Raw genomic sequence first — 15991 nt, 5'->3', positions numbered from 1 at the left:
GAAGGTCAGATGGCAGCGCGGAAGAAGTACGTCGTACGGTGGGCGATCTTTCCGTCCCGCACCAGATACGTGTCCGCGAACCCCTCGTCCAGGGGCCGCCCGGAGCGGTCCTCACCGGTGAAGCGCCCCCAGCAGGCGGCCGACCCGAGGTCGGACACCACCCGCTCGACGTGGTGCCGGCCGGTGGAGACGATCCGTACGCGGCGGTAGAAGTGGTCGATGTCGGTGAGACCGCTGAGCGGTGCGTAGCCCGGGCGGGCGTAGACGCAGTCCGGGGCGAAGACCGAGGGCAGGTCGTCCCACCTCCGGTCGTCGATGACGGCGAACAGCTCCGTGACCAGTTGTTCCGCCGTGCGCGGCAGAGGAGTCGTGGTGCTCACAGTGCGTCTGCTCCGATCGGTTTCGTTCCGGGGAGGCCGCTGTCGCGCAGCACCGCGGCGCTGATCCGGCGGACCCCGAAGGAGAAGCGGAAGTCGTAGGACAGGACGGACAGCGCGCGGTCCAGGGTCTGCGTCATCACCTCGTGGGTGGGGGCCGTCCCCCAGACGACGTCCATCTCGTGGGTGAGGACACCGCCCGGGAGCCGTTCGCCGATGCGGGTAAAGGTGCGGTAGCCGTCGATGCCCGGCAGGTTCCTCAACTCGTCGGCCCCGTGCACGGCTTCGAGGACGCACGACTGGGTGGGGGCCAGGCCGTGGTGCTGGAAGTGGACGCGGTCGGGCCGCAGCGCCGGGGGCTCGACGGGTTCGCCCAGGGCGACGAGCGCGGCCAGGCGCACCAGGTCCGTGCCGCAGGCGGTGCGCGCGAGGCCGTTGACGTGTCCGCCGAGCCTGCCGTTCACCTCGATGATCCGCGGGCCCGAGGCGGTGAGCTTGAGTTCCGTGTGGGTGAGGCCGTAGGTCACGCCGAGGGCCTTCAGCGCGCCGGAGACCAGGTCGAGGATCGCCCGCTGTTCGTGGTCCGGGAGATGGGTGGGCCAGAAGCGGCCGGACTCACGGAAGGGCGTCAGGAGCGGCAGCTTGCCGGAGAGCGCCAGATGCGTCACGCCGTCGGGGGTGCACAGGCTCTCCACCGACGCGTAGTCCCCGTAGGGCAGGCTCGGCCTGCCCTGGAGCATCTCCTCGACGATGAGTGGCGGCCCGCCCCCGCCGTCCTCGCCGTCCAGGGCGGCGAAGATCTGCGGGAGCAGCGCCCTGGCCTCGGCGTCGTCGGTCACCGCGTGGGTGTTGCGGCTCGCCGCGCCGCGCACCGGCTTGATGACGGCGGGCAGGCCGACGGCCTCGCGGACCCGCGGCCACTGCTCGGGGGCCGACAGCGGCCGGGTGCGGACGTCGTCGACCCCGGCCTCGCGCAGCAGGCTCCGCTGGCGGACCTTGTCGGTCAGGACGCGGGCGGTCTCCACGTCGTGGAAGGGAAGCCCGGCCTCGGCCGCGAGCGCGGCCGTGGTCCGCAGCATGGGTTCGCTGTACGTCAGCAGGGCGGCCGGTGCGACACGGCGTACGAGGGCGATGTCGGCGGCCGCGTCGCCGGTCAACGGCACCACGTCGCCGAGGCTTTCGAGGACGCCGCGCAACTGGGCGACGTGGGCGGTGTCGGGGACGAGGAAGACGGGACGCCCGAGGCCGCGCAGACCGACACCGATCTCGCCCGGGGACGCGGCGCCCTTGTCGTAGACGACGGCGATGGTGCGCTCGGCCGCCCGGGTCCCCGTCACGGGGTGCCGCCGGCGGTGACGACCGGTCCGGCGGCCGGGGCCGGACGGCCCTGCGGGTCGGCGGCCGCGGCGTGCAGGGCGGCCTCGAAGAGGTGCGCGTAGCGGCTCGCGTCGGCGGGGTCCACGAGGGCGGGGTCGAAGGCGACGACGACGCGGCTGCCGCCGGCCTCGGAGCTGTCGACCTCGAAGTCGACACGGAACGGGAAGCTGGGCTTGCCCCGCACCCACCAGGACCGCACCTTCAGGGACGAGAGTTCCTCGGCGTCCCGGTAGATGTGGAAGTGCGTGAAGTTGAAGGTGGTGTCGAAGGCGGGCCGGCCGAGCCGGGTCTCGATCTCGGCGAGGGGAAAGGCCCGGTAGGGCATGGCGTTGCGCTCCGCGGCCAGCGCGGTCCTGGCGAGGTCGGCCCAGCTTCCCGCGAGTGAACGAAAGCGCAGCGGGACGGTGTTGAGGTACAGGCCGACCACCAGGTCCGCGCCGGGCTGATCGGGGCGGGCGTTGAGGACGACGCCGGTCGTCACGTCCCGCTCGCGCCCCTTCCAGTCGGCGAGGGCGCGCGCGTGCGTGCCGAGGGCCAGGGCCTTGAGCGGTACGCCGAGGTCGCGAGCCGCCTCGCGCAGCCGCTCCATGAGGTCGGCCGGGAGCTCGAAGCCGACCTCGGCGACCGCGTCGGCCGCGCCGCTGAACTGCCCCCGCTCCAGGAGGAGCGCGGGCACGTCGGCCTGCTCCCGCCAGTGGGCCGCCGCCGCTTCGGAGGTACGGATCTCCTGTTCCGCGCGGACGAAGTCGCGGTGCACCGCGCCGGGTTGGGGCGCGAGGACCGCGTCGGTGCCGCCGAGCTTCGCGTCGTACAGCGTGAGGAGGTCGACGATGAGCCGGCCGTAGCTCCAGCCGTCGACGACGGTGTGGTGGAAGGCGAGCGTGACGTGGAAGGAGCCGTCCGCCGCCACCACATGGCAGCGGAACAGCGGGGCACTCCCCCAGTCGATGGGCAGGCCCGGCCTCCGCTCGCGCCAGCGCGCGGTTCGCTCGCGGGCGAGAGCGGGGTCGGGGACCCTCTCGGCGGTGACCGGGACGTCGGCGCTCTCCCAGAAGAGCTGGACCGGGGCGCTGAGGCTGCCGAGGTCGAAGGACGAGCGCAGGGCCGGGTGGCGCTCGACCAGTTCGGCCAGGGCCTGGCGGAAGAGCTCCTCGTCGAAGGGCGCGACCGTCTCCCAGCCGATGAGCGAGTGGTAGAGCTCGGGGTCGCCGCTCGCCTCGCACAGGTAGACCATGCCGACCTGGAGGGCCGTGGCCGGGGTGGCGTCCACGACGCCCTGCGGGAGGAGGCCTCTGTCGCTCGGCTCCAGCAGGCCGAAGGGCGCGGCGGCGGCCGGCGCCGCGGCGGTCGGCCCCGCTGCGTCGGGAGCCTGCTCGCCGGACGCGGCGAGATGGGCGGCGAGTTCACGCACCGTGGGGAAGTACAGGAGGTCCCGCAGCGACATGGGGACGCCCTGCTCCTGGGCGTCGCTGACCACCTTGAGGGCGATCAGGGAGTCGCCGCCCCGCGCGTAGAAGTCGTCGTCCGGGGACAGGTCCGGTGCGTGCAGATGAGCGCCGAAGACGGGCAGCAGGGTGTCGGTGAGCCGGGACTCCGGAGACGGGAGGTCCGTGGAGGTGTGCTGCTGCATGGGTTCCTCTCCTTCATACGGCTTCATACGGCCGACCGGGACGTACCGGAGCGCACCGTGGTGCGGACGGGGAGCGCGGTGAGTCCCGCGACGAAGTTCGACGCGAGATGGCGGGGTTCACCGGCCAGTTCCCAGGTGTCGACGAGCGAGAGGGCCTCCTCGAGGAAGAGGCGCAGGGTGAGCCTGGCCACGGCCGCCCCGAGGCAGTAGTGCGGTCCGAAGCCGAACGCGATGTGCCGGTTGCCGGTGCGGGCCGGATCGAACCGGTAGGGGTCGGGGAACACGGACTCGTCGCGGTTGGCCGAACCGACCCACACCGCGACGGCGTCGCCCTTGGGCACCGTGCCCCCGTCGAGTTCGACGTCGTGCTCCGCGTGGCGCAGGAAGCTGCTGGCCGCGGAGGTCCAGCGCAGTCCCTCCTCGACGAGCGAGGGGATCAGGGACGGGTCCTGCCGCACGGCCCGGAACGCGTCGGGGTGTTCGAGGAGGGCGAGGACCGTGCCTGCCGCCGTGTGGGGGGTGGTGGCGTTGGCGCCGAGCAGCACGCTGTAGCAGTTGACGACGACCTCCTCCACGGTGAGCGGCCCTTCGCCCGCGTGCATGGTCATCAGGAGCCGGAACGCGTCGTCACCCGGGGTGCCCGCCCGGAGCCTGTGCTGCTCTTTGAGGTAGGCGAACAGCTCGTGATGGGCGACCGCCAGGGTGGTGAACCCGTTGTTGACACGGAACTCGGGGTCCTCGGGCGCCGCCGCCATGCCCGTCCAGCGCACGATCCGCGGCCAGTCCTCCTCCGGCAGGTCGAGCAGCAGTCCCGCGACGGCCATCGGCAGCATCGCGGCCTGCCGCGCGAGGTCCCATTCCGCGCCGTCCCCGGCGGGCGCGAGGACCGTGCGCACCGCCTGTCGTATGCGCGCTTCGGTGCTCGCGAGCGCCTTGCCGGTGAACAACCGGTTCAAGGGGCGGCGCAGTTCGGTGTGGCGGGGCGGGTCGGTGGCGACCAGCATGCGGCCCGACGCGGCGTCGTGGCGGCCGAGCTGGCCCAGGAGACTGCCGCGTTCGGAGGTGAAGGCGTCGTGGTCGCCCAGGACACGGCAGGCGTCGTCGTAGCGGGTCACCGACCAGAAGGCCCTGCCGTCGGGGAGCTCCTGGCGGTGCAGCGGGGCCCTGCGGCGCAGGGCCGCCCAGACCGTGTGGGGGTCGCCGTCGGAGTGGAAGCGGGGGTCGAACAGGTCGATCCGGTCCAGGTCGACGCGGTCGGGAGCGGTGGGTGCCGTGATCCTCACAGGTGCAGCCCGGCCTTCTCCAGGGACCGGGCCAGGCCGGCCGGGCTGGGGTCCAGATAGAAGTCCAGCGGGGAGATGTCGATCCCGTACTCCTTCTTGAGCGCGGTGATCAGCGTCACCGCGAGCAGGGAGTGGCCGCCGAGCTCGAAGAAGTCGTCGTCGGCGCCGATTCCCAGGAGCTCCATGCGGTCGGTCCACAGGTGGACCATGGCTTCCTCCAGCGGGGTGCCGGGTTCGCGGTGGGGCGCGTTGAGTTCGGGGCGCTCGCGGGAATCGGCCGCCGCCAGGGCGGCGCGGTCGACCTTGCCGTTCCCGGTGAGCGGCAGGGCGTCCGTGATCCGGATGAGCGCGGGCACGGCGTAGCCGGGCAGCTTCGCCGCCAGTTCGGCGCGCAGGGCGAGCGGCGACGGATCGGCTCCCGGCACGGCGACGACGTGCGCCACCAGGCGGCGTTCGCCGGAGCGCGTGCGGTGGGCGGTGACCACGGCCTGGGCCACGTCGCCGAGGCCGGTCAGGGCCGCGGCGACCTCCCCGGGCTCGACGCGGAAGCCCCGGATCTTGACCTGGTCGTCGCCGCGCCCCACGAACTCCAGGGCACCGCCGGGCAGGTGGCGCACCCGGTCGCCGGTGCGGTACATGCGCGTGCCGGGCGGGCCCGAGGGGGCGGCGACGAAGCGTTCGGCCGTCTGGGCCGGGTCGCCGAGGTAGCCGTGCGCCAGGCCTTCGCCCGCCGCGTACAGCTCGCCCTCCGCTCCTTCGGGGACGGGCCGCAGCGACGCGTCGAGTACGTACGCACGCGTGCCCCGGATGGCGGTGCCGATCGGCACCGGGGCTCCGTCGAGCGGGGCGGTGAAGCGGTGGCAGCAGGTGAAGGTGGTGTTCTCGGTGGGGCCGTAGCCGTTGATGACGGCGGCGCCCGGCAGGGCGCGCAGGGCCCGGTCGACATGCGGCCCGGACAGGGCGTCCCCGCCGGCCAGGAGGCAGCGCAGCGCGGGGAGTTCGGGGATGCCCCGGTCGGCGAGGCGGTGGAAGAGCCCGGCGGTGAGCCACATGACGGTGACCCGCTCGGCCCGCAGGAAGGCGGTCAGCTCGTCCAGGGAGAGATCGCCGTCCGGGGGCACGGCGAGCCGGCCGCCGTTCAGGAGCGGCCCCCACACCTCCAGCGTGGAGGCGTCGAACGCGAGGGGCGCGAAATGGAGGAAGACGTCGTCCGGCCGGATGCGGACGAAGTCCTCGTCGACGACGAGTCGCACGACCGCGCGGTGCGGCACGCACACGCCCTTGGGCCGGCCCGTGGAGCCCGACGTGTAGGCGACGTAGGCGAGGTCGTCGGGGGTGAGCGGGACGCCGGGCGCGGTGGCCGGGCGGTCCGCGAGCGCCGCGCGCCCGGCGTCGAGGTCGATGACCCTGCAGGAGGCGGGCACGCCGGGGACCACGCGCCCCTGCCGGGTCAGGACGACGTCGGCGCCGGCGTCGTCGAGCACTTCGCTCCTGCGCCCGGCCGGCTGGTGCGGGTCCAGGGCGAGGTGGCCGGCGCCGGCCTTGAGGATCGCGAGCGCCATGACGACGGTGTCGGCGGAGCGGTCGGCGTCGAGGCCGACCGTGTCCCCCACGCCGACGCCGACGGCACGCAGGTGATGGGCCAACTGGTTGGCGCGCGCGTCCAGTTGGGCGTACGTCAGCGCGGCGTCCGGCGCGTTCACGGCGACCCGGTCGGGGTGGACGCGGGCGACGCTCTCGAACGCGGAGACGATCGTGTCCGCCATCAAGGGCCTCCTAGGGGAGTCGGCGCGGCGATGTCCCCGAGCAGGGACAGCAGCGCGGGCGGCGCGGAGAGGAACGCGTAGTGCCCGCCCTCCAGTTCGGCGAACCGCACGTCGTCGGCATAGTGCCGCCAGCCCTCCATCTGGGCGGGGGTGATCTCACGGTCGTCGGACCACTGGACCACGGTGACCGGTGACGGCAGCCGCACCGGTTCCTGGCGGGTGTAGACGCGGTTGGCGGCGAGGTCCTGGTGCAGTACCTGGAGGGTCAGCTCGATGAGCAGGGGGTGGGGTTCGCTGCCCCGGGCGACGGTGATCTCGGCGAGTTCGGCGCCCAGCGCGGTGTCGTCCATGTCCAGGAACCGGTCGTTGGGGCAGTGGTGCGGTGCGACCTGCGCGGACACCACGAGCCGCGCGGGAGTGGGCAGTCCCAGGTCCGCGAGGCGCCGTGCCGTCTCGAAGGCCGGCAGGGACCCCGCGCAGTGCCCGAAGAAGGCGAACGGGCGGTCCAGGTAGGGCAGCAGGGCCTCCACCACGTCGGCCGCCAGTTGCTCGTACGTACCGAAGTGGGCGTCGCGGATGCGGTTCTCGCGGGCGGGCAGCTGGATCGGGCACACCTCGACCCCGTCGAACGTCTGCGGCCACTGGTTGAACATCGAGGCGCCGACGCCTGAGTAGGGGAAGCAGAAGACGCGGGCGACGGCGTCCTCGGACGGCTTGCGGAGCAGCCAGCGCGGGAAGAGGGGCGGCGTACTCATGTCCACGAGACCACGGTCGCGTCGTCGGCGAAGCCGAAGATCCCGGCGAGGGTGGTGCGCCGCAGCTCCGGGTCGGTGTTGGGCTCCACGGCGTGCACATGGGCGCCGTTGAAGACGTACACGTCACCGGCGTCGACCTCGACCCACTTCATCTCGATGCCGTCGAGGGACTCCAACGGGTAGGGGGAGCCGGTGTGGTGGAGTCCCAGGCGGTGCTTGCTCTCGTCGTCGGGCTGGATGTTCCAGTAGGCGAGGCGGCCGCCGCTGCCGTTCTCCAGGCACATGTTCAGGGCCACCACGTCGTGGTGGACGACCCGTTGGATCTCGAAGTCCGCCTGCCGCGGCTCGGTGCACTGCGACCGGTCGTCGTGCGGGGCCAGGGCGTACTCCCCCTGCCCGTGCCAGGAGCGCAGCAGGCCCCGGCAGGCGGGGGCGCCGTCGTGGCGGGCCAGGCGCACGTCGGCGCCGTCGGGGGCGAGGGCCTCGGCCAGTCCTCCGTAGAAGCGCCGGAGCGGGTTGTCGGGGACGTCGACGACCGCGGCGAGGGCCTCGGCCATCTCGGCGGACTCCCGCAGATAGGCCTCCGTCGTCTTGTGGTAGTGGTACGCGCCCAGGAAGTAGCCGGGCGCCTCGGCGCCGCGGGTCCGGCGATGCGGGCTGTCCCAGAACCGTTCGGCGATGGTCCGGCAGGTCTCCGGGGCGAGCATGCCGCGGAACATGGCGCCCGCGACCCTGCCGCGGAGCACGTCCACGACGGCCTGCGGGTCGAACGCCGTGTACTCGCGGATGGTGAAGTAGTCCGGGGAGCCGCTCCAACCGGTGACGGGCTTGGCGGGCTCGGCGACGGCCGGGGTCTCGTTGGCTGATGTCACGTCCTGCTCCTGCGAGGGGTGTGCGTCGATGAGGGTGTCGGAGGCGCCGCGTCCGGCGTGGCGGGAGCGCGGCGCGGTGAAGTCCCGCGGCTCAGGCACTGGCCACGTCCTGTTTCGCCTCGCCCGCCTGCGGGTCGGGGGCCTGGACCCGGCGGATGGAGGGGAGCAGCACGACGATCGGCCCGGCGAGCATGATCAGCACTCCGGCGCCGGTCAGCGCGGCGCCCGTGCCCACGGCGTCCGCGACCGGTCCGGCGACCGCGAGGCCGAGCGGGACGAAGGCGAAGGAGCCGAGCGACTCGTACGACATCACCCGCGCCAGCGCCTCGGGCGGCACGTGCTTCTGCAGGGCGGTGTCGATGGTGACTTCGTAGACGTCGATGCAGATGGCGGCCAGGAACGCGGCCACGGCGATCGCGTAGACGGGGGCGTGGCCCGCCAGCAGGAACAGCGGCAGCGGGAAGCCGACGGTGAGCAGGGCGGCGGTCCGGATCGGGTTGCGGGGCCGCACCTTCATGGCCGCCACCGTGCCGAGGACGAAGCCGATGGCCTGTGCGGTGAGCACCGCGCTCCAGGCCGTCGCGCCGCCGAGCGAGGCCTCCGCCACGACCGGGCCCAGTACGTAGAAGGCGCCGGCCAGCAGGACGTTCACGAACGCGAGCTGGGCGACGATCACCCAGACCCACTGGCGCGAGGTGAACTCCTGCCAGCCCTCCTTGAGTTGGACCAGAAGGCTCGGCCCCGCCGCGGGCGGTGCGGGGAGACGGACCCGGATGGTCAGCAGGAGGAGCGCGGAGACCAGGAAGGTGGCGGCGTCCACGGCGATGGTCGGTCCCACGCCGATGAGCGCCACCAGGACGCCCGCGAGGGCGGCGCCGATGATGCTGCCGCCGCGCATCGACAGCTTGAGCAGGGCGTTGGCGGACTGGAGCGCGTCGCCGGACACGAGCTGCGGCATCAGGGACCGCGAGGCGGGCTCGAAGAGCGCGGCCGCGGCGCCGCTGAGTGCGGCGAGTCCGGCCAGGCCGAGCGCGGAGGCGTTCGACGTGATCACCAGGGCGGCGACGATCGCCTGCACCGCGCCGGCGGCCAGGTCCGCGCCGACCATGACCCGCTGCTTCGGCAGCCGGTCCGCGATGAGCCCGCCGAGGAGGACGAACGTGACCTGGGCCAGGAGCCTGCCGGTGAGGACGAGGCCCAGGGACGAGGCGGAGGCACCCGGCGTCTCCAGGACGGCGAAGGCGATGGCGACGGGCGCGATGGCGTTGCCGAGCAGGGACACGAGCCGCGCCAGGAACAGGGCGCAGACGGCACGGTCCTTGAGGATGGCGAAGTCCTTCATGAGCGGCCCGCCTCGGCAGCGGCGGTGGCCTCGGCTTCGGCGGTGGCCTCGGCCTGGGCAGTGGCCTCGACGAGGCTCCTGGGCCGCATGTCGGTCCACTGGGCCTCGACGTGGTCCAGGCACGCCTGCCGGGTGTCCTCCGGGTGTGCCACGGTCCAGCCGGCCGGGACCTCGGCGAAGACCGGCCAGAGCGAGTACTGGCCCTCGGCGTTGACCAGGACCTGGAATCGGCCGTCGGCGTCTTCGAACGGATTCGTCACTGTGCGGTCCCCTTCGGGCGGGTGCTGTCGGCGGCGCGGTCCAGGGCTTCGGCGAGGAATCCGCCGATCTCCGCCAGGGGTTCGGGCCGGTTCATGGTGGTGTGGGTGGAGTCGATGGGGTGGCAGACGACGGTGCCGCGCACGTGCTTGTGCCAGATCTCGGCGGTCGGTGCGCCTTCCGTACGCCCTTGGGTGGCGAGGAAGAACAGGACGTCGCCGTCGAACGTGCCCGGCTCGTGCGCCGCGACGATGCGCCGGTTGTGCGCCATGACCGTCAGCAGCGCCACGAGTTGGGACTCGTCGAGGCTGGCCAGGGCTCCGGTGTCCTGTTTGAGGATCTCCACGGCCTTGGCGATCTCCGGTGACCCTTCCTGCGGCACCACCTGCGGCCTGGACGGGTCGAGCAGGGAGACGATCATGCTGCGGTCGTCGATGCGGTAGTGGTTCGGCACCCCGGGATAGCAGTCGAGCATCGTGAGCAGGCCGACTTCCGCGCCCTGCCGCTGCAGCTGCACGGCGATCTCGAAGGCGACGATGCCGCCGAACGACCAGCCGAGCAGGCGGTAGGGCCCTTCGGGCTGGACGGCCCGGATCTCCTCGACGTAGTGGGCCGCCATCTCCTCGACGCTGCCCGGCATGTCGTCGGGGGTCAGCAGCCCCCTGGCCTGGATCCCGTAGACCGGGACATCGGGCCGGACGTACTTGAGGAACCCGGCGTAACTCCAGCTGAGCCCCCCGCCGGGGTGGACGCAGAACAGCGGGGGCCCGTCGCCCTGCGCGCGCAGCGGCAGCATCAGCTGCAGGGCGTCGGCGGTGCTGTCGGTGCCGAGCCGCTGGACGAGGCCCGCGACGGTCGGTGCCTCGAAGATGCTGCGCATGGCCAGTTCGAGGCCGAGGACGGCGCGCACCTTGCTGATCAGCCGGGCCGCGAGCAGCGAGTGGCCGCCGAGCTCGAAGAAGTCGTCGTCGATGCCGACCGGTGAGACGCCGAGCACCTCGGCGAACAGGCCGCAGAGGATCTCCTCCTTCGGAGAGCGCGGCGCCCTGAACCCGCCCTGCGGGGTGATGTCCGGCGCGGGCAGCAGATCCCGGTTGAGCTTGCCGTTGCCGCGCAGCGGCAGGGCGTCCAGCCAGACGAACGCGGCCGGGACCATGTGGTCGGGCAGCTGTCCGGCCAAGTGGTCGCGCAGCTGGGCCGGTTCGGCGCGGTCGGCGGGGTCGACGGCGTCGGCGGGCACGAGGTACGCCGCGAGGCGCCTGTCGCCGGGCCGGTCCTCCCGGACGATCACGGCCGCGCGCGCCACCTGCGGATGGGCGGACAGGACGGTCTCGATCTCACCGAGCTCGATCCTGAAGCCCCGGACCTTGACCTGGTCGTCGGCCCGCCCGACGAAGTCCAGGCGACCGTCGGCCCGCCACCGCGCCACGTCGCCGCTGCGGTACATCCGCTCGCCCGGGGCGCCGAAGGGGTTCGCGACGAAGCGGGCCACGGTGAGGCCGGGCTGCCCGTGGTAGCCGCGCCCGGTGCCGACGCCCGCGAGGTAGACCTCGCCCGGCACCCCGACCGGGGCGGGCCGCAGCGCCGCGTCGAGGACGTACACCCGGGTGTTGGCCAGCGGGCGTCCGACCGGGATCCGTCCGGAGAGGTCCTCGGCGCGCACCGGGTGGACGCAGGCCATCATCGTGGTCTCCGTGGGGCCGTACTGGTTGACCACCTCGCAGCCCCACGTGTCCCTCAACTCCCGTGCCTCCGCCGGGCGCAGCGCTTCTCCGCCGGTGGCGACGAGCCGCAGCGAGGCGAAGTCGGCGGGGTCCGCGCCGCCGTAGACGATGAGCGACTCGAGGAGCGAGGGCACCACGCACAGGACGACGGTGGGCCGGCTCTCCCGGATGGTGCGGACCACCACCTCCGGGTCGCGGGCGCCTTCCGGGGGCAGCAGCGCGACGGAGGCACCCGTGGCGAGCGGACCGAAGATCTCCCGCACCGGCGGCTCGAACCCGATGGACGTGATCTGCAGGCTCACGTCCTGCGCGGTGAGCGCGAAACGGTCGACGACGTCCCGAAGGCGGTTGACCACCCCGCCGTGTTCGATCATCACGCTCTTGGGACGGCCCGTGGAACCCGAGGTGTAGATGACGTAGGCGAGGTTGTGCGCCCGGGCCGTGCGGGGCAGGCGCGTCGCGGCGGCCGCCAGGCGGGCGTCGTCGTCGACGCGCACGACCCGCGCCGCGGCCGGGAGAGTGAGGCCGTCCGCCAGGTCGCTCTCGGTGAGCAGGACGGACGCGCCGCTGTCGCCGAACATGTACGACAGCCGCTCCGCGGGATAGTCCGGGTCCAGCGGCACGTACGCCGCGCCCGCCTTCCACACGCCGAGGACGGCCGCGACCAGCTCGGGCCCGCGCCGCAGGCACAGGCCGATCCGGTGCTCGGGGCCCGCGCCCATGTCGTGCAGCAGCCGGGCGTACCGGTCGGCCCGCTCGTCGAGCCGGCGGTACGTCCACCGGGTCGTCCCTTGTACGAGGGCCACGGCGTCCGGCGTGCGGTCCGCCTGGTCCTCCACGAGCGCGCTGACCGTGGGGGCTTCGGGCAGCGCGGCGGCGGTGTCGTTCCAGCCGGTGATCAGCTGGGCGCGCTCGGCCTCGTCGAGTATCTCGATGCCGCTCAGCGGCAGGTCGGGGCGGTCGGCGACGGCGCGGAGCAGCCGGACCAGGCGGGCCCCGATGCGCTCGGCGGTGGCGCGCTCGAAGAGGTCGCCGTTGAACTCCACCACGCCCACGACGCCCGCGGGGGCACCCTCGGCCGTCCTGCGCTCGTCGAACTTGAACGACAGGTCGAACTTGGCGGTGCCGTTGTCCACCGGGCGCGCGTCCACACCGAGCGGGCCGAGAGAGGCGCCCGCGGGGATGCTGCTCTGGGAGGCGAGCATGACCTGGAACAGCGGGTGACGTGCCGCGGAGCGCACGGGGTTGAGGATTTCGACCAGCCGCTCGAAGGGCAGGTCCTGGTGGTCGTACGCGGCCAGGTTCCCGGTCCGCACCCGGCGCAGCAGTTCGGCGAAGGTCGGGTCGCCCGCGGTGTCGGTGCGGGTGACCAGGGTGTTCACGAAGAACCCGACGAGGGGGTGCACGGCGTCGTCGGTGCGTCCCGCGATGGCGTTGCCGATGGGGATGTCGGTCCCGGCGCCGAGCCGGGTGAGCAGCCCCGCCACCGCGGCCTGGAGCACCATGTTCACGGTGGCGCCGCTCCGCCGGGCCAGGTCGGCCAGTCGGCCGTGCAGGTCCACGTCGAGGTCGACGGGGACCATGCCGCCGCGGAAGCTCGCCGCGGCGGGGCGGGGACGGTCGACGGGCAGGTCGAGTTCGAGGGGCGCGTCGCGCAGGTACGCGGTCCAGAAGTCGAGTTGGCGCCGGGCCGTGCTGTCGGGGTCGTCGCTCTCCCCGAGCAGTTCGCGCTGCCACAGGGCGAAGTCGGCGTACTGCACGGGGAGGGGCTCGTAGGCGGGCGCGCGCCCTTCGAGCCGCGCCGCGTAGGCCTCCCCCAGGTCGCGCATCAGCGGTTCGAGGGACCAGCCGTCGCCGGCGATGTGGTGCAGCACCAGGACGAGGACGCTGTGTTCCTCGTCCCGGACGAACAGGGCGGCGCGCAGCGGGAGGTCCCTCGCCAGGTCGAACGGCGCGCGGGCGACCCGCCGGATGTGCTCGTCGAGCTCCTCCGGGCCCGGATGCGCCAACTCCAGCCGTGGCGGCCGCTCGTGGGGCGCGAGGACGCGCTGGTACGGGGTGCCTTCCCGGTCGGGGTAGAGCGTGCGCAGCACCTCGTGGCGCTCCGTCACGTCGCACAGCGCGCGCCGCAGGGCCTCGACGTCCACGCGTCCTGTCAGGTGCAGGGCGTACGGGATGTGGTACGCGGGGTTCATGCCGTGCACGTGACTGAGCAGCCACAGCCGCTGCTGGGCGAACGACAGCGGCGTCTCGGTCCCCCGGTCGCGGGGCGTCAGGGGCAGCCGTTGCCGGACCGGACCGCGCTCCGCGAGCGCGGCGACGGTCCTCGCCTCGAAGAGGTCCGCGATCCCGACCTCGATGCCGACCACCGCGCGGATGCGGTTCACCAGCCGGATCGCCATCAGCGAATGGCCGCCGAGGCGGAAGAAGTCGTCGTCGATGCCCACCGCGGTGCGGCCGAGCACTTCGGCGAAGAGCCCGCACAGCAGTTCCTCGCGCAGCGACCGCGGGCCACGTCCTGACCCGCCCCGCGTCGCGGCCGGACCGGGAGCGGGCAGCGCGGCACGGTCCAGCTTCCCGTTCGCGGTCATCGGGATCTCGTCCACGGTCACGAACGCGGCCGGCACCATGTAGTCGGGCAGCAGCCGGGCCGTGTGCTCGCGGAGTTCCCGCTCGCCCGGGTCGGCCCCGTCCGCGGGGACCGCGTAACCGACGAGCAGGGGGGCGCCCTCCGGGTCGGTGCGGACGGCCGCGACCGCGTGCCGCACCGCGGGGTGGGAGCCCAACACGGCCTCGATCTCGCCGAGTTCGATCCGGAATCCACGGATCTTGACCTGGTCGTCGGAGCGGCCCAGGTACTCCAGGTCGCCGTCGGCGCGCCGCCGCGCCAGGTCGCCGGAGCGGTATCCGCGCACGGTCCGCCCGTCGGGGCCGGGAAGTTCGACGAAGCGCTCGGCGGTCAGCTCCGGCCGCCCGAGGTAGCCGAGCGCCACCCCGGGTCCCGTCACGACCATCTCGCCCTGCTCGCCCGTGGGTACGGGCGCCAGGTCCTCGTCGACGATCAGGACGTCCAGATCGGGCAGGGGCCTGCCGATCAGGCTCCGCTCCTCGCTCAGGTCGGCGCTCGTCACCCGGCGGTACGTGGCGTGGACGGTGATCTCGGTGATCCCGTACATGTTGATCAGCCGCGGTGAACTGTCACCGTATTTGGCCACCCATGGCGCGAGATCCCCGAAATTCAGCGCCTCTCCCCCGAAGACGACATTCTTCGTCGGAAGTTTCTCGTCGTATCGCACGTCCTCGGCGACGAGTTGCCGGAAAGCCGTGGGCGTCTGGCTCAGTACGGTGACGCGTTCGTCGCTCAGCAGCCGCCGGAATGCCGCGGGGTCCTTCGCGATCTTCGAGGGAACGACCACGACGGAGCCGCCGGTCAGGAGCGGACCCCACATCTCCCATACGGAGAAGTCGAAGGCGAAGGAGTGGAACATGCTCCACACGTCGTCGCAGCCGAATTCGAAGAAGGACGCGGTGGCGGTGAACAAACGCAGAACGTTGCGGTGCGAAACCGCCACGCCCTTGGGTCGCCCGGTGGTACCCGAGGTGAAGATGACGTACGCACAGTCCGAGGAGTCGGACGGCGCGAGGGAAACGGGGAGCGCATTCTCCGTGCCGTCCCGGGATTCATCGGTGCACAGCACGGGGACGCCGTCCGGAACGCCGTCGCGCAGGCCGGTCGAGGTGATGACGACACCCGGCCGGGCGTCATCGAGGATCATCCGGACGCGGGCCCGGGGAGCCCCGGGGTCGAGCGGCACGTACGGGCGTCCGGCCTTGATGGCGGCGAGCGCGGCGACCACCATGTCGACGGAGCGTTCGAGCAGCACGGCCACGGGTCTCTCCGCCTCCGTCCGCCGCCCGAGGACGCGGCCGGCGAGCGCTGTCGAGAGGGCGTCCAGCTCCGCGTAGGAGACCGCGACGCCGTCGCATCTGACGGCGACGCGCTCCGGATACCTGGCGACGACCGAGGCGAACGCCTCACGCAGATCGGCCGCACCTGCCGCGCCAAGCCATGTTTTGTCAGTCAACCGAGGACTTCTTTCGACTAGCAGGGGGTCATCGAAGGAAATCGCCCTTCCACGGCGCCACAGGTGAAGCAGGCGGGGAAACCATCTGGAATTTCACCGCCATTACCGTTGCGGCACACATGAGAGCGGCAGGGAAGAAGGGTGAGAAGCAGATCGGGGATTACCGGCTGCCCGGACACGTGTACGTCACATGGGGGCAGCTTCGGGGCTCGTCGGAGCGCGGTCGCCGCAAGGGCATACCGGGGCACGTGAAAGCCGATCGATCGATGTGCGGCGCACGTTCCCCCTCGCTCCCACGACAGCGCTTTCCGGCCTACGGTCTGCTGCAAGAACTGGCACTCAAGATGCCGTCGCTACCTTAGGTCTGTGCGACTACGACAGGGCAAGTGAAGATAGAACCAATGACTGGATTCAATCCCTGGCGTGGAGCCGCGGATCAGGCGGAAAGGGCCGCTGGAGCAGTACTGATCACTGTGCGTCGACAGCGGAGGGAGAGGGGCCGAAGCGCGTGCGGACGCGCCG

Annotated in this window: 10 protein-coding genes; all 10 read right to left on the bottom strand. The window is 72.6% G+C overall.

All coding sequences use genetic code 11. The features are described from left to right. Positions 1-5: 5 nt before the first annotated feature. Genes ACZ4D5_RS36490 through ACZ4D5_RS36445 form a run of 10 tightly spaced genes read right to left on the bottom strand, consistent with a single transcriptional unit; the run spans position 6 to position 15469 of the window. Positions 6-380, bottom strand: a complete 375-nt coding sequence (locus ACZ4D5_RS36490) for a nuclear transport factor 2 family protein (RefSeq protein ID WP_467776767.1) — start codon at positions 378-380, stop codon at positions 6-8. Further along, positions 377-1714: an ATP-grasp domain-containing protein gene (locus tag ACZ4D5_RS36485; protein ID WP_467776766.1), complete on the bottom strand. Its 1338-nt coding sequence runs from the start codon at positions 1712-1714 to the stop codon at positions 377-379. Before ACZ4D5_RS36485 ends, ACZ4D5_RS36490 begins: the two co-directional genes overlap by 4 nt. Next, positions 1711-3384: a condensation domain-containing protein gene (locus tag ACZ4D5_RS36480; protein WP_467776765.1), complete on the bottom strand. Its 1674-nt coding sequence runs from the start codon at positions 3382-3384 to the stop codon at positions 1711-1713. The genes ACZ4D5_RS36485 and ACZ4D5_RS36480 overlap by 4 nt, the downstream gene beginning before the upstream one ends. A gap of 23 nt (positions 3385-3407) precedes the next feature. Further along, positions 3408-4667 (bottom strand): cytochrome P450, encoded by a 1260-nt coding sequence (locus tag ACZ4D5_RS36475; protein ID WP_467776764.1) that lies wholly within the window; start codon positions 4665-4667, stop codon positions 3408-3410. Continuing rightward, complete coding sequence (locus ACZ4D5_RS36470; RefSeq protein ID WP_467776763.1) at positions 4664-6433, bottom strand: amino acid adenylation domain-containing protein; 1770 nt, start codon at positions 6431-6433, stop codon at positions 4664-4666. Before ACZ4D5_RS36470 ends, ACZ4D5_RS36475 begins: the two co-directional genes overlap by 4 nt. After that, on the bottom strand, positions 6433-7188 hold the full coding sequence (locus ACZ4D5_RS36465; protein ID WP_467776762.1) for a thioesterase II family protein: 756 nt from the start codon (positions 7186-7188) through the stop codon (positions 6433-6435). The genes ACZ4D5_RS36470 and ACZ4D5_RS36465 overlap by 1 nt, the downstream gene beginning before the upstream one ends. Further along, on the bottom strand, positions 7185-8159 hold the full coding sequence (locus ACZ4D5_RS36460) for a hypothetical protein (RefSeq protein ID WP_467776761.1): 975 nt from the start codon (positions 8157-8159) through the stop codon (positions 7185-7187). Before ACZ4D5_RS36460 ends, ACZ4D5_RS36465 begins: the two co-directional genes overlap by 4 nt. Beyond that, positions 8152-9402, bottom strand: coding sequence for an MFS transporter (locus ACZ4D5_RS36455; RefSeq protein ID WP_467776760.1), 1251 nt, complete (start codon positions 9400-9402; stop codon positions 8152-8154). Before ACZ4D5_RS36455 ends, ACZ4D5_RS36460 begins: the two co-directional genes overlap by 8 nt. Beyond that, a complete protein-coding gene (locus tag ACZ4D5_RS36450) occupies positions 9399-9662 on the bottom strand; it encodes an MbtH family protein (protein WP_467776759.1) in 264 nt (87 codons plus the stop codon). Before ACZ4D5_RS36450 ends, ACZ4D5_RS36455 begins: the two co-directional genes overlap by 4 nt. After that, the gene (locus ACZ4D5_RS36445; protein ID WP_467776758.1) at positions 9659-15469 is read right to left on the bottom strand and encodes an amino acid adenylation domain-containing protein; all 5811 of its coding nucleotides are present in this window, start codon (positions 15467-15469) and stop codon (positions 9659-9661) included. Before ACZ4D5_RS36445 ends, ACZ4D5_RS36450 begins: the two co-directional genes overlap by 4 nt. Positions 15470-15991 lie beyond the last annotated feature (522 nt).

The sequence above is a fragment of the Streptomyces sp. NPDC025651 genome (assembly GCF_055558735.1).
The sequence above is the reverse complement of the archived record's forward strand: the minus strand, read 5'-3'. Positions and strand labels throughout refer to the sequence as shown.

Excerpts from the sequence above, each read along its gene's own strand:
- ACZ4D5_RS36455 (WP_467776760.1), bottom strand. The coding sequence starts at position 9,402 with ATGAAGGACTTCGCCATCCTCAAGGACCGTGCCGTCTGCGCCCTGTTC.
- ACZ4D5_RS36470 (WP_467776763.1), bottom strand. The coding sequence starts at position 6,433 with ATGGCGGACACGATCGTCTCCGCGTTCGAGAGCGTCGCCCGCGTCCAC.
- ACZ4D5_RS36465 (WP_467776762.1), bottom strand. The coding sequence starts at position 7,188 with ATGAGTACGCCGCCCCTCTTCCCGCGCTGGCTGCTCCGCAAGCCGTCC.
- ACZ4D5_RS36480 (WP_467776765.1), bottom strand. The coding sequence starts at position 3,384 with ATGCAGCAGCACACCTCCACGGACCTCCCGTCTCCGGAGTCCCGGCTC.